Origin of the sequence: Thermodesulfovibrio sp. 3462-1, from assembly GCF_040451425.1 — a bacterium.
Classification (GTDB): domain Bacteria; phylum Nitrospirota; class Thermodesulfovibrionia; order Thermodesulfovibrionales; family Thermodesulfovibrionaceae; genus Thermodesulfovibrio; species Thermodesulfovibrio obliviosus.
Genome location: NZ_CP144374.1, coordinates 166,909 through 181,559 on the forward strand (window position 1 = coordinate 166,909; position 14,651 = coordinate 181,559).

Sequence of the window (14,651 nt, forward strand, 5' to 3'; positions counted from 1 at the left end):
ATCAATAGAAAAAAGGGAGGTAAAACTATGACACAAGGGATTGATGTATTACTTAAAGAGCAGAGGACATTTCCTCCACCAAAAGAAATTTCAGAAAAAGCTTATATTAAAAGCATGGCTGAGTATGAGGCAATATATAAAAGGTCAGTAGAAGATCCTGAAGGTTTCTGGGCAGAGATAGCAGAGCAAAATATTTCATGGTATAAAAAGTGGGATAAAGTCCTTGATTACGATTTTAATAAGCCGTATATAAAGTGGTTTATAAATGGAAAGCTCAATGTATCCTACAACTGCCTTGACCGTAATCTTGATTCTTTAAGAAACAAAGCAGCCCTCATATGGGAAGCAGACGATGGAGAAGTAAGGACTTATACCTACTGGCAACTTTACAGAGAAGTCAACAGATTTGCCAATGTTTTAAAAAAATTGGGGATAAAAAAGGGCGACAGAGTAGCTGTTTATCTTCCCATGATACCTGAGCTTCCAATTACAATGCTTGCCTGCGCAAGGATTGGAGCAATTCACAGTGTTGTATTTGCAGGATTCTCAGCTCAGTCTCTCAGAGACAGAATCAATGACTGCGGAGCAAAAATTTTAATAACAGCGAATCAGGGAGTAAGAGGTGGAAGAATTGTTCCCTTAAAAGCAAATACTGATCAGGCATTGGAAGGAACACCATCTATAGAAAAAGTCATAGTTGTTAAAAGAACACCAAATTTTGTTGATATGGACCCTCAAAGAGATTTTTGGTGGCATGACCTTATGAATGATCCTGAAATTAGCAATTATTGTGAACCAGAAGTGATGGATGCGGAAGATCCTCTTTTTATACTTTACACATCGGGTTCAACAGGAAAACCAAAGGGAGTTCTTCATACTACAGGTGGATACTTAGTTTATGTAAATATCACCTTCAAGTGGGTTTTTGACTATAAACCTGAAGAAACATTTTTTTGTACAGCAGACATTGGATGGGTAACAGGACATAGTTATATTGTTTATGGTCCATTGAGTGCTGGAGCAACATCTCTTATGTTTGAAGGTGTTCCCACATATCCAAATCCTGGTAGATTTTGGGAAATTGTTGAAAAACATAGAGTAAACATATTTTATACAGCACCTACAGCAATCAGAGCACTCATGAGAGAAGGACAGCAGTGGCCCTACAAATATGATCTTTCAAGTTTGAGAATCCTTGGAACAGTTGGAGAACCAATTAATCCAGAGGCATGGATGTGGTATTACAACCATGTGGGAAGACAGCGTTGCCCTATAGTTGATACATGGTGGCAGACTGAGACAGGCGGATTTATGATTACACCTTTACCTGGGGCAATGACTCTTAAACCTGGCTCAGCTACAAGGCCATTTTTTGGAGTTGTTCCAAAAGTGCTTAAGGAAGATGGTTCTCCTGCAGGGGTTAATGAAGGAGGATATCTTGTAATTGAAAAACCATGGCCAGGAATGCTTAGAGGAACATGGGGAGATCCTGAAAATAAGAGAATCAAAGAAGTTTATTTCTCAAGATTTCCAGGAAAATACTTTACAGGAGATGGAGCCAGAGTTGATGAAGATGGAGATTACTGGCTAATGGGAAGAATTGATGATGTTATAAATGTATCTGGTCACAGAATAGGAACAGCAGAGGTCGAATCTGCTCTGGTTGCTCATCCTGCAGTTGCAGAGGCTGCTGTCGTAGGATTCCCTCATGAAATAAAAGGTGAAGGAATTTATGTTTATGTTGTTTTAAAAGAAGGATATGAACCATCAAAGGATTTGGAAAAATTACTGATTTCTCATATAAGGCAGATGATAGGACCCATTGCTACACCAGATAAAATCCAGTTTGCAGGAGGACTTCCAAAAACAAGAAGTGGTAAAATTATGAGAAGAATCTTAAGGAAAATAGCCTCAGGTTCAATTGAAGAGCTTGGCGATACATCCACTCTTGCAGATCCTTCTGTTGTAGAGGAATTAGTTTCTGGCCGAAAATAATATTTCAAAAGTAGTGGGGTAATTTCAAGTTACCCCACTACTTTTTTCATTGAAAAAATTCCCTCGATTTGATAACATTTTCATAATGTTAAAAGAAGGTTCAATAGTTGAAGCACCCTTTTGGCCAGAACCTGTTGAAATTAAAAAGATTGAAGAAAGAAGCAATGGTCTTAACATAATTGGTTCTACTCTTTATTCACGCTCTCATGTAGATGATATAATCCCTTATGATGAAGTGAAAAAGATAAAAACTAAAGATTTTTTACTTACCTTTACAGGTAATGCTGAGGAAGTATTCCTGGCTATTGAGTATTTGCGTTTTTGTTATGCTTCGCTTTTTGACCCTTTTTTAGCAATGAATATCTCCAAAATTGATCCTCTTCCTTTTCAAATAGAGGCTGTTTATGGTTATGTGCTCAAATTACCAAAGATAAGGTTTTTAATAGCTGATGACCCTGGTGCTGGTAAAACCATAATGGCAGGATTGATTGTTAAAGAACTTAAACTAAGAGGAATAATCAATCGCATACTTATTGTAGTGCCTGGACATCTTAAAGATCAGTGGAGGCGAGAGCTTAAAGAAAAATTTCAAGAGACCTTTACAGTGGTAACTCGTCAGGTAATGGATGCCCATTATGGAGAAAATATATGGGAAAGAGAAAATCAGATTATAACTTCAATTGATTTTTTAAGACAGGAAGATATTTTAAAAACTCTAACTACTATTCACTGGGATTTAGTGATTGCTGATGAAGCTCATAAAATGGCTGCATACAGTTATGCAAACCGAGTATCAAAAACACATAGATATAAAGTAGGTGAAGTTTTATCAAAAAATACAAAACATTTTCTATTTTTAACAGCTACACCTCACAAGGGCGATCCTGAAAACTATAGACTTTTGCTTGACCTTTTAGAACCTGGATTTTTTGCTACCACAGAGATGGTTCAGGAATCAATACAAAAAAGCGAAAATCCTCTGTTTATAAGAAGGCTTAAAGAAGACCTTAGAGATTTTGAAGGTAAACCTCTTTTCACTAACCGTTATGCAAAAACACTTAAATTTAGACTATCTGAGAGAGAAAAGATTCTTTACAATAAGGTTTCTGAATATGTTTTATCGCAATACAACAAGGCAATACAGTCAGACAAGAGAAAAAATGTCGCATTTGCTCTTGTTATTTTACAGAGAAGGCTTGCATCAAGCATCTATGCTCTCAACTGTTCTTTAAGAAGAAGAAAACAAAAGCTTGAGCAATTGTCTGATATTAAGCCAGAGGTTGTTTTTATAAATATGGACAAATATGAAGACTATGAAGACTACGAAGAAGCAGAAAGATGGCAAGAAGAAAACAACTGGGAAACCCTGAGTGTTGCTAAAAACAGAGAAGAATTAAAGATGGAGATTCAAATCTTAAATGAGTTGATAAACCTATCAGAAGAACTTATAAGGAATGAAGAGGAAGTCAAGCTAAAACAACTCAGAGAGGCAATAAAAGAAGGTTTCAAGAAAATAGAGGAAATCAATGGAAACAAAAAGATTATCATTTTTACTGAATCTAAAGACACAATGGATTACCTTTATAAAAAGATAAAATCCTGGGGCTACTCTGTCAACTTTATTCATGGTGGAATGGCTCTTGAGCAAAGGATTGAAGCTGAAAAGATATTTAAAAATCAGACAGAGGTGATGGTTGCTACAGAAGCAGCAGGTGAGGGTATAAATCTTCAATTCTGTCACATAATGATTAATTATGATATTCCATGGAATCCAAACAGACTTGAGCAGAGAATAGGAAGAATTCATAGATACGGACAGAACAAGGACGTGTTTATGTTTAATCTTGTTGCTGAAGATACTCGTGAAGGAGAGGTTTTCTCAAAACTCTTTGATAAACTTGATGAAATAAAAGAAGCTCTTGGCACAGATAAAGTGTTTGACATAATTGGTGATGTATTTTACGGAAAAAATCTTTATCAACTTATAGTTGATGCAATAACTCAGGCAAAAACAATAGATGAGATCATAAAAGAAATTGACATCAAGATAGATGAAAATTACATAAGAGAGATTAAGGAAGTGCTTGGTGAAAGCCTTGCAACCAGACACATTGACTACACAAGAATTAAAGAAATGGCAGAGAAAGCAAAAGAGCTGAGGCTCATACCTGAGTATGTGGAGGAATATTTTAAGAAAGCTTTTGAAAAAGCTGGTGGAAAATATAAAAAACGAAAAGACGGATTTTTAAGTATAGAGCTTATTCCTTATGAGATAAAACAGATTGCCAGTGATACTAATTTTAAAAATAAATTTGGATTAATAATGTCTTCCTATCCAAAGATAACTTTTGACAAGGACATAGCCTTTAAAAATCCTGAAGTTGAATTTGTTTCTTTTGGACATCCTCTTTTTGAAGCATTGCTTGAGTGGGTTAAAAAAGAGTATCTTGGAAGTCTTCATCAGGGAGCTGTTTTTGAAGACCCTGAAGGAAGGCTTAACGGTTATGTATATTTTTACGAAGGAGAAATAAAAGATGGTAAGCGTGATGTAGCAGGGAAAAAATTAATAGCTTTATATGATGATGGAAAACAAATAAAAGAGCTTAATCCATCAATTATATGGGATCTTGTCCCGGCAAAAGCAAATAATCAATTTGAAATACTCAATAATAAAAAAGACCAGCTCAAAGACTTTGCCTATGAAGCCCTTAAATCCTACAAGGAAGAAATCCTTAAGGAAAGACAGAGGCAGGCTGATATAAAAAATAAATATGGAGTTACATCTCTTCAATATCTCATAAACGAGCTTGATGCAGATCTCGTAGAACTTTATGAAAGACAGGATAGAGGGGAAAAAGTTGATGTTGTCATAAGAAATAAAGAAGAAAGAAAAAAGCATTATGAACAGGCACTGAAGAATCTTCATAAAAGCATAGAACAGGAAACCAATCTTGTGGTATCTATGCCAAGGTTTGTTGGAGCAATATATGTAAAACCTGCAAAAGCAGAAATGGTTTCTGATGAAGAGATTGAAAAAATCGGAATGAAAATAGCAATGGAATATGAACTATCTCAGGGCAGACAGCCTGAGGATGTTTCAAAGGAGAACCTTGGCTTTGATATTAGGTCAAAGCCTGCCTGCCAAAGCCTTGGCGCAGGCAGTGGCAACGGACAGACAAGGTATATAGAAGTAAAAGCAAGACGGGATGAAGGTGAAGTGGCATTAACACCTAACGAATGGTTTAAAGCAAAAAGATTTAAAGAGCAATACTGGCTTTATGTTGTTTCCAATGCAGTTTCAAATCCTGTTTTGACTGTAATAAATAATCCAGCTGAGAATTTAAATGTGCATGAGAAGGTTGAGGTTGTGAGGTTTGTAGTGTCGTTAGAGGAATGGAAGAATAAAGGGGTGAAGGCATGAAGAAAACATTCATAGAAGTAAGTTTTCCTGTTAAAGAAGTAAGCGAGGAATCAGCAAGGGAAAAGAACATAAGGCATGGGCATATTTCCACGCTGCATATCTGGTGGGCAAGAAGACCTTTAGCATCTTCAAGAGCAACTTCTTATGCCGCACTAATTCCTGCTGCATCTGAAGACCCTACGGAATGGAATAAAAAATGGCAGTTCCTTATCAAGCTTTCAAAATGGGAGAATTCTTTAAATCCAGTTGTTATTGAGAAAGCAAGAAAAGATATTTTAGAAGCAAATGGGGGCAAAGTCCCAAGGGTTCTCGATCCGTTTTCTGGCGGTGGCTCTATTCCTCTTGAAGCTTTAAGGCTTGGTTGTGAAGTTCATGCAGTTGAGTATAACCCTGTGGCAGTTTTGATTTTGAAATGCACTCTTGAATATCCGCAGAAGTATGGAAAGCTGAAAGAAGTAAGCAAAGATTTGGGCTTGATAAAAGGAAGCGAAGTAAAGAATCCGTTGCTTGAGGATGTGAAAAAATGGGGAAATTGGGTTTTAGAGGAAGCAAGAAAAGAGATTGGAAGATTTTATCCTTCCGATGAAGATGGTTCAATTCCTGTGGGCTATATCTGGGCAAGAACTGTTCCCTGTCAGAATCCTGCTTGTGGAGCTGAAATCCCTCTTATGCGTCAATTCTGGCTTGCAAAGAAGGATAATAAGAAAGTTGCATTGAAACCTTTTGTAAAGAATGGTAAGGTTGAATTTGAAATAGTAGGACAGGCGTCCTCGCCTGTCTTTCCAAAAGATTTTGAACCTGAAAAAGGGACGGTATCAAGGGCAATTGCTCATTGTCTGGTTTGCGGTTCAACAGTTGATGACAAAACAACCAGAAAACTGTTTCAGCAAGGAAAAGCAGGGCAGAGGATGGTTGCGGTGGTTTTGCACCACGCCAAAAGGCAGGGAAAGACTTACAGGTTGGCAACTGAAAGGGATTTGGAGGTTTTTAAGGAGGCGGAGAAATATCTTGAAGAAAAAAGAGCAAAACTTATGGATGAGTGGGGAATTGATCCTGTGCCTGATGAACCTTTGCCACCTAAAGAAACTCTTGGTTTTCGGGTTCAGCGATATGCGATGCTAAAATGGGGCGACCTTTTCAACTCCCGACAGAAGCTTGCGCTGATTACTTTTGTGGAGAAGGTGAGGCAGGCGCATCAGAAGATGATTGAAGAAGGATATGATGAAGAATATGCAAAGGTGGTGGTGAGTTATTTGGGTCTGGGAGTAGGGAGAATTGCGGACTATAATTCAACTTTATGTATATGGAATATTTTAAGAACCATGCCTGCTCATACATTTGGGAGGCAAGCACTACCTATGACATGGGATTTTATGGAAACAAATCCTTTTAGCAATTCTTCTGGTAGCTGGAGTGAATCTTTTAATTATATTATAAATGTCCTCTCCCATCTTTCCCAAATTCCGCCAGTGGAGGAAGAAAAATGAAGGAAGTTGATAAAATCCTTGAAACAATCAAAAATTATCCCAAGTTGATTGCAGTATATCTTTTTGGATCCTATGCCAAAGGTGAAGAAAAACCTATTTCCGATATAGACATAGCAATAATACTTAAAGACCCAGAAAAAAATGATGAAGCCGAAATAGGTAGTCTTTATTCTGAAAAACTTGATGTTGTCTTGTTCCACAGATTGCCTTTACATATACAATATGAAGTTTTTAAGTATGGTAAAGAAATCTATGTAAAAGATGAGGAATATCTTTTAGATCTGAAATTGAGGATTCTTAAAAATTATCTTGATTATTCAAGAGTTTTTGAATTTATGAGGTCAGAGGTATTAAAATGAAACTTGCTGAGAACATTCTAAGATTTGAGAAGCACCTTGAGGGAGCAATAAGATTAAAAGATAAGAATATTTCAGATTATCTCGTCTATAATACACTCGCTATGGAATGCTTTCAGGCTGTGAATGCGCTTATAGAAATTGGGGAATATATAGTTGCTAAGAATAAACTTGGTTTTCCGTCATCATACAGAGAAATTTTTGAACTACTTGAAGAGAGCGGATTTATTACTAAAAATGAGTTATAAGATGTAAAAAGATTGGTGTTTTTGAGAAATCTTATTGCACACGAATACCAAAGAATTTCAGAAGACGAATTACAGGAGATGCCAGATTTACTATGTAAAATAAGACCTTTTGTAGATAGAACCAAAGAGGAGGGTAAATGAAAAAATTGTATCTACCTCAAGTAACCCAATCCTCCGCCACTTCTCTTCCCTATCCCGACAACTACTTCGATGCAGTATTCACAGACCCGCCTTATTATGATAATGTGCCTTACTCTTATCTTTCTGATTTCTTTTATGTATGGTTGAAGCGCTCGATTGGGGATTTGTATCCAGAATTATTTTCAACTCCGCTGACTCCAAAATCCAAGGAGATTGTTGCCTATTCAAATCAAGAAGGTGGGTTTGAGGCTGGGAAAAAATTCTTTGAAAATATGCTCAAAAAATCATTTCAGGAAATTTATAGAGTGTTAAAACCAGAGGGTATTGCAACAATTGTTTATACCCATAAATCTACCTCTGGTTGGGAGACATTGATAAACTCGCTTTTGGATTCTGGACTTGTTCCAACTGCATCATGGCCAATTGATACGGAGATGAAATCAAGGTTAAGGGCACAGGAATCCGCTGCTCTTGCATCTTCAATCTACTTTGTTTGCCGCAAGATGAAAAGACAAGAAATAGGCTGGTATAACAAAGTAAAAGATGAGATAAAGAAACACATCTATCAAAAACTTGAGAGATTATGGCAAGAAGGCGTCTCTGGAGCAGGCTTCTTTATTGCGGGTATAGGTTCTGCAATTGAAATATTTGGCAAATATGAGAAGGTTATGGATTATGAAGGAAATATCATAAGGGCTGATAAACTCCTTGAATTTATCCGAGAAATAGTAACGGATTATGCAGTTAGACAAATTTTGCACAATGGCATTGCTGGGGAACTTTCTCCACTTACAAGATTTTATTTACTCTGGCGATGGACATATGGTGAGGCAAAAGTTGAGTTTGATGAAGCAAGAAAACTTGCCCAGTCAACAGGGATTGATTTAGCAAAAGAGTGGAACAAGGGATTTATAATAAAAGATAAAGAGTTCATAAAGGTTTTAGGACCCCATGAAAGAGATTTGGCAGAACTTGAAGATTCAAATGAACTAATAGATGTGCTTCATTATGTGCTCTTATTATGGAAAGAAGGAAATGGAGAGAAAATGAAGAAGGTTTTATCTGATAGCGGCTTTGGAGCCAAAGATACTTTTTACAGAGTTGCCCAGGCAGTCTCTGAAACTCTATCTATTGAAAGCAAAGAGAAAAAACTTCTTGATGGTTTTCTCTCAGGCAAAGAGAGGTTGATAACTGAAATAAAAAAACAGAGGAGGTTGTTTGAATGAAACCATTTTCAACTGTAGCAATACCCCATAGAGACATACAGGAAGGTAAATTTAAAATGGAAACCTATGCTGCTGATCTCTGGGAAGTAGCAAAGGGAACTGCTTCAGAAGAATACAGAGACAGAGATATATTTCTTTCAAGAACTTATGAAACACAGGGGTTAAAACAGATTCTTAATGAGGCAGAAAAGAGACTTAAAGGAGCTCCTTCAGACTCGGTAATACAGTTGCAAACTCCCTTTGGTGGTGGCAAAACTCACACATTGATTTATCTTTATCATAAAGCAAAGCAATGGGGAGCAAAGGTTTTCGTTTTTTCAGGTGACAAATCAGAAGTAAAGGAAGGTACTATATGGGAAGAAATGGAAAAACAGTTAAGTGGAAAGATTGATAGATTTAAAGGCGAGGTGCCACCCGGAGGTGAAAAATTAAAGGAGTTTTTGAAAGAGCATGAGCCTGTTTTAATTTTAATGGATGAGTTGCATTCTTATCTTACTGCAGCGCTCGCAAAAAAGGTTGGAGACAGCAATCTTGCAACACAAAGTCTGGTTTTTATTCAAAATTTAACAAATGTTGTAAAGAGTCTCGATAAAACAGCGCTTTTTATGAGTCTTCCAGCAAGCTGTCCTTATCCAGATGAGACTTCAGAAGCACTCCTTCAAAGTTTAAAACAAATTGCAGGAAGAGTTGAAAAAATTTACACTCCTGTAAGTGATGAAGAAGTGGCAGATGTGATTCGTAGAAGACTTTTTTCAAGGATTGAAGAAGATAAAGCAAGAATGATTGTTAAAGAATTTGTGGATTATGCTGAAAAGGAAAGGCTTTTACCTGAAGGCATGGAAAAGTCCCTTTACAGAGATAGATTCCTGAAGAGCTACCCTTTTCAACCAGAGGTTATTGATGTTCTTTACAAAAGATGGGGTTCTTTCCCAACATTTCAGAGGACAAGAGGAGTGCTAAGACTTCTTGCAATGGTTGTTCATTCACTCATCAATTCAAAAAAACCATATATCAGAGTTGCAGACTTTAATCTCTCTAATGAAGAAATTAGAAGAGAACTCATTAAACATATTGGTTCAGAATATGACAGTGTAATTGCCCAGGATATAACATCGCCTAATTCAGGAGCAAAAAGAGTAGATAGAGCCATGGGTGATAGTTATCTACCTTACTGTTTTGGCACTTCTGTAGCAACAACAATTTTTATGTATTCTTTTTCCGGAGGTCCTGATAGAGGTGCTACAATAGGAGAAATAAAGCTTTCCTCAGTGGAAACCTCTGTAAGTAGCAGCATAGTGGTGGAGACAGTTGAAAAGCTTAAAGAGCATCTTTTTTATCTTTCTGATCACGGACTTTTCTTCACAAATACGCCGAATTTATATAAGATACTCCATGATAAAATGGAAACCCTCAATTCTGAACAGATAAATTCCACTGAAAAGGAACTTCTTAAAGAACATCTTGGAAATTGCCTTGAAAACTATATATGGCCTGGAGATTCCAGAGACATTCCAGATACTCGAGCGTTGAAACTAATCATTCTTAACAAAGAGAATGGATTGAATGATATATTTGAAAACTATGGAGAAAGACCGAGAATTTATAAAAATACCCTTATATTTCTCCTTAAGGATTCCAGTCAAATAATAAGATTTAACAATGAAATAAAAAAAATGCTTGCATGGAAGTTGATTGAAAAAGACAAAAACATAAGGCTTACCGATAATGAGAAAAGAGAAATAAAGGAAAAAATAAAGAAGTCCGAAGAATTACTAAAAGGTGCATTAAGGGATTTATACAGAAAGGTTTATTTGCCTTCAAGAGAAGGTTTTAAGGAAATTGATATGGGGATCAGTACCTATGGATCTGGCAGAACGATTGATAAAGAGGTATATGAGAGATTAAGACAGGATGAAGAGCTTGCATTAAATATTGCACCAGTATTTTTACTTGATAAATATTTAAAGAGCGGGCAATATGTTGAGACAAAAAAAATATATGAGGCATTTCTTAAGGTTCCAGGCGAGATGCGAATACCATCTGATGAGGTTCTTAAAACAGCTATCAAAAAAGGAGTAAGAGAAGGTATTTTTGGAATGGGCAGACTGAATAATGGAAATCCTGTATGTGCTTATTTTAAAGAGGACTGCGAAGTTGAACTTTGCGATGGAGAGATTTTAGTTAGAAAGGAAATTTGTGAGGAAAAGATAGAAAACAAATATAAAGCAGATACAACTGAAAAAGTAGAAAAAACAATAAATGAGGAAATAACTTACGAGCCTGGATATAAAAAGCCTTCTCAGCTTGATTTGTTTTCTCATATGAGATTTGAAATAAGAGTGCCGTCAGGGAAGCTTTCAGACTTTACGCGAACTCTCAGATATATTAAAGATAAATTCAAACATGTATCAATAAAGATAAGCCTTGAGGCTTTAGAAGGACAGATTTCCAAATCAGAATATGAGGAAAAGATAAAAGAGGCTTTTCAACAATCAGAGATAATAGTGGAGAAAGAAGAACTTGAATAATAATGCCGAAGGCGGGACTCGAACCCGCACGGGTTTCCCCACACGCCCCTCAAACGTGCGTGTCTACCAGTTCCACCACTTCGGCTACTTATAATAATAGCAAGAATCTCACAGTTGTTTCAAGATTTTAATTGAGATTGCCAATAGAAACTTCATTTTCTCTTCTTAGTAGAAGTTTTAAGCCCTTGAATTCTTGAACAACTTTGAACACTTGAACCATTTTATTGCAAAGGAATTTGATATGCTATAATTTATTTATGAAAGTTGTTACATCTTTTGAAATGGCAGAAATTGACAGATTAACAATTGAGCATTATGGTATTCCATCAATGGTTTTAATGGAAAGAGCTGCTTTAACTGTTTCAAAGCATGTTCTTAAATTTAATCCTGAAAATGTAATTGTTCTTGCAGGACCTGGAAATAATGGAGGTGATGGTATTGCCTGTGCAAGATTGCTCAAAAATAAAATTAAAAATATAAAAATTTTTCAGCTTTTTTCTGAAGATAAACTCTCAAAGGATTGCAAAGCCCAGCTTGATATAGCAAAAAAATTTGGAGTGCCAGTAGTTGAAGGTTATCCGAAAGATGATGAAATACTCAGTGCAGATGTTGTTATAGATGCAATATTTGGCACAGGACTTAAAAGAGCAATTGAAGGTGAACTTGCTCAATTTATTGAAAAACTTAATTCTTTTCAAAAATTTATTGTGGCTGTTGATATTCCATCAGGAGTATCTTCAGATACAGGAGAAGTTCTTGGAGTTGCTTTAAAAGCAAACACAACACTAACATTCGGGCTTCCAAAAAGAGGGCATCTCCTTTTTCCTGGCAGAGGCTGCACAGGTGAGTTATTTGTTGAAGATATAGGCTTTCCACAGGAATTAACAGAATCTGAAAATTTAAAGATTTGTACAATTGAACCCTCTTTTGCTCGCTTACTTATTCCTCCAAGACCAAAGTATTCCCATAAAACAAAATACGGGCATGTTCTTGTAATTGCAGGCTCTACAGGGAAAACAGGAGCAGCTTTAATGACATCAAAGGCAGCATTAAGGACAGGTTCTGGCCTTGTAACAATGGCAGTTCCTGCAGCACTCAAGGTTGTTTTTCAAAGTAAGGTTCTTGAAGAAATGCTTCTTCCACTTGCATGCACAACAAATACTCTTTCAAAGCAGGCTTTACCTGAAATTCTTGATTTTATAAACGAAAGGGCAAATGTTGTTGCTTTTGGTCCTGGAGTAGGAGTAAATGAGGATATTGAAGTTATTTTAAAAGCTCTTATTGAACAATGTCCCTGTCCCATAGTGATTGATGCTGACGGAATTACAGTTCTTGGAAGAATTATAAATATTTTGGAAAAAGCTACTTCTCAGATTGTTCTTACACCTCATCCAGGTGAGTTAAGCAGGCTCATAAATATTTCAGTAAAGGAAATTGAAAAACAAAGAATTGATATTGCTCAAAAGGTAGCGAAACAATTAAATGTTGTGCTTGTTTTAAAGGGAGTGCCTACAGTGGTTGCAGAGCCTCAGGGCTGGGTTTATTTAAATACAACAGGAAATCCTGGGATGGCAACAGGAGGTTCTGGAGATGTTCTTACAGGCATAATTGCTTCACTTATTGGTCAAGGATTGGCTCCTTTTTATGCATCTGTGCTTGGTGTTTATCTTCACGGATTAAGTGGAGACATAGCTGCCAGAGCAAAGGGCTATCATGGACTTATTGCAGGAGATATCATAGAAAGCATTCCTGAAGCATTTATTGAGCTAACTAAATGAAATGGATTCAAAGCATTGAAAATCCTTTTATCAAAGAAATAAGAAGGATCAAAAAACAACCCAATGAAAAAATTTTTATTGAAGGAATAAATCTGATTGAGTCAGCTTTAGAGTCTTGTTTTGTTCGGATTGAAAAAGTGCTTGTTACAAAGCAATTTATGGAGAAATATGGCGAAAAATTTTTCCAAGACAAAGAACTTGAAATTGTGGGAATCTCGGAAGAGATCTCAAAGAAAATCTCTGATACAGTTACGCCACAGGGTATTTTTTCAGTGGCAAGCTTTAAAATGAAAAATCTCAACGAAGTTAAAAATCCGACACTTATCACTATTGTAGACAAAGTTCAAGATCCTGGAAATCTTGGAACAATCATTCGTGCTTCTGAGGCTCTTGGTGCAGATGCTGTTTTAATTATACCTGGAACGTGTAATCCTTTGTCAGGCAAGGTTTTAAGAGCTTCAGCTGGAAGCATATTTTTTATCCCTGTGATAAAAGCCTCTGTTAGGGAAACTGAAGAATTCATTGCTCAGTGCAGGCTTACTCTTGTAATAACGGACTTAAAGGCAAAACTACTTTGCTTTGATATGGATTATACTCAGCCGATAGCAGTTGCTTTTGGAAATGAATCTCATGGAGTAAGTGAGGAGCTAAGAAAAATAAGCCATATAAACTGTAGAATCCCTCATAAAGGGAAAACAGAGAGTCTTAATGTTGCTATGGCTGCTACTGTGCTTCTTTATGAGGTCCTTCGTCAACGATTTAAAGCTTTTTAAATTTTTACTTTTTTATGTGATTTCAAGCAGTTAAGTAATTTTTTTCTTATTCCGAGCACCTCGACGGTGCAAGGAATCTCTGACTCTTTTTCCTGAACTGATTAAATAATAATTTGAATTATTGAGCACATCCTTGAAAATCCTACAATTACTCAGAAAGGTCTAGGAATTCAGAATTCAGAGTATTTGTTACAGGTGAATTATGCGGCTTTAGAATCTCTTATTGCAAGACAAAACAGCATGGAAAACGAAATTAAAGAACTCAGAAAAATGATTTATGAAACGAACAAACGTATTGACGAGACCAACAAAAGAATTGATGATACTAAAACCAGTATTATAAAAAAAGATTGTTAATCAAATAAGACAAAGGTTTGTGAAGAATATCTTATCTTTAGAACAAGCTGGGTATATGGAGAAGGTAATCAGAATTTTCTTTATAAACTTGAAAAGTGGGCTCAGAATCAGGAGCATTTGAAGATTGCAATTGATGAGTTTTCTGTTCCTACATCTAAGAGGACAATTGTTGAGGTGACGCTAAAGGTGATTAATGCTGGCCTTGTAGGGCTTTATCATCTTGTAAACAATGGCTATGCTTCCCGTTACATGGACAGAAGAGTTAAAAGAGCTTTTACATTCCATCATTGTTAGGCAGAGTTGAGAAGCGATTATTTTTAAGCCCTGTTTGCCTTAGCACA

8 protein-coding genes, 1 tRNA gene and 3 pseudogenes are annotated in these 14,651 nt (G+C 36.3%); 11 read left to right on the forward strand and 1 reads right to left on the reverse strand.

Translation table 11 applies throughout. The features are described 5' to 3' along the window. Window positions 1–27: 27 nt before the first annotated feature. The 7 genes and pseudogenes from acs (at window position 28) to V4D31_RS00850 (ending at window position 11,402) form a co-directional block, all read left to right on the forward strand. Window positions 28–1,995, forward strand: a complete 1,968-nt coding sequence (gene acs, locus V4D31_RS00820) for an acetate--CoA ligase (RefSeq protein ID WP_353686352.1) — start codon at window positions 28–30, stop codon at window positions 1,993–1,995. A gap of 85 nt (window positions 1,996–2,080) precedes the next feature. Then, entirely contained in the window at window positions 2,081–5,416 is a 3,336-nt protein-coding gene (locus tag V4D31_RS00825) for a helicase-related protein (protein WP_353686353.1), read from the forward strand. Then, window positions 5,413–6,861: pseudogene (locus tag V4D31_RS00830) on the forward strand (DUF1156 domain-containing protein); the annotation flags it as partial. The gene V4D31_RS00825 and the pseudogene V4D31_RS00830, both read left to right, overlap by 4 nt. Window positions 6,862–6,899: 38 nt before the next feature. Next, a complete protein-coding gene (locus V4D31_RS00835; protein ID WP_353686354.1) occupies window positions 6,900–7,262 on the forward strand; it encodes a nucleotidyltransferase domain-containing protein in 363 nt (120 codons plus the stop codon). After that, window positions 7,259–7,507, forward strand: a complete 249-nt coding sequence (locus V4D31_RS00840; RefSeq protein ID WP_353686355.1) for a HepT-like ribonuclease domain-containing protein — start codon at window positions 7,259–7,261, stop codon at window positions 7,505–7,507. Before V4D31_RS00835 ends, V4D31_RS00840 begins: the two co-directional genes overlap by 4 nt. Window positions 7,508–7,665: 158 nt before the next feature. Further along, window positions 7,666–8,874, forward strand: a pseudogene (locus tag V4D31_RS00845) (DNA methylase); the annotation flags it as partial. Further along, complete coding sequence (locus tag V4D31_RS00850) at window positions 8,871–11,402, forward strand: DUF499 domain-containing protein (RefSeq protein WP_353686356.1); 2,532 nt, start codon at window positions 8,871–8,873, stop codon at window positions 11,400–11,402. The pseudogene V4D31_RS00845 and the gene V4D31_RS00850, both read left to right, overlap by 4 nt. A gap of 3 nt (window positions 11,403–11,405) precedes the next feature. Here the strand turns inward: V4D31_RS00850 and V4D31_RS00855 are convergent. Continuing rightward, a tRNA-Leu gene (locus V4D31_RS00855) sits at window positions 11,406–11,487 on the reverse strand. Window positions 11,488–11,659: 172 nt separating this feature from the next. Here V4D31_RS00855 and V4D31_RS00860 point away from each other — a divergent pair. The 4 genes and pseudogenes from V4D31_RS00860 to V4D31_RS00875 all read left to right on the forward strand — a co-directional run. Beyond that, window positions 11,660–13,180, forward strand: a complete 1,521-nt coding sequence (locus V4D31_RS00860; RefSeq protein WP_353686357.1) for an NAD(P)H-hydrate dehydratase — start codon at window positions 11,660–11,662, stop codon at window positions 13,178–13,180. Further along, window positions 13,177–13,953: an RNA methyltransferase gene (locus V4D31_RS00865; RefSeq protein WP_353686358.1), complete on the forward strand. Its 777-nt coding sequence runs from the start codon at window positions 13,177–13,179 to the stop codon at window positions 13,951–13,953. The genes V4D31_RS00860 and V4D31_RS00865 overlap by 4 nt, the downstream gene beginning before the upstream one ends. A gap of 195 nt (window positions 13,954–14,148) precedes the next feature. Beyond that, window positions 14,149–14,310, forward strand: coding sequence for a hypothetical protein (locus tag V4D31_RS00870; RefSeq protein WP_353686359.1), 162 nt, complete (start codon window positions 14,149–14,151; stop codon window positions 14,308–14,310). Between the two features lie 21 nt (window positions 14,311–14,331). After that, window positions 14,332–14,559, forward strand: a pseudogene (locus V4D31_RS00875) (sugar nucleotide-binding protein); the annotation flags it as partial. Window positions 14,560–14,651: the final 92 nt, after the last annotated feature.

Excerpts from the sequence above, each read along its gene's own strand:
- V4D31_RS00835 (WP_353686354.1), top strand. The coding sequence starts at position 6,900 with ATGAAGGAAGTTGATAAAATCCTTGAAACAATCAAAAATTATCCCAAG.
- V4D31_RS00850 (WP_353686356.1), top strand. The coding sequence starts at position 8,871 with ATGAAACCATTTTCAACTGTAGCAATACCCCATAGAGACATACAGGAA.
- V4D31_RS00860 (WP_353686357.1), top strand. The coding sequence starts at position 11,660 with ATGAAAGTTGTTACATCTTTTGAAATGGCAGAAATTGACAGATTAACA.
- V4D31_RS00825 (WP_353686353.1), top strand. The coding sequence starts at position 2,081 with ATGTTAAAAGAAGGTTCAATAGTTGAAGCACCCTTTTGGCCAGAACCT.
- V4D31_RS00865 (WP_353686358.1), top strand. The coding sequence starts at position 13,177 with ATGAAATGGATTCAAAGCATTGAAAATCCTTTTATCAAAGAAATAAGA.
- V4D31_RS00840 (WP_353686355.1), top strand. The coding sequence starts at position 7,259 with ATGAAACTTGCTGAGAACATTCTAAGATTTGAGAAGCACCTTGAGGGA.
- acs (WP_353686352.1), top strand. The coding sequence starts at position 28 with ATGACACAAGGGATTGATGTATTACTTAAAGAGCAGAGGACATTTCCT.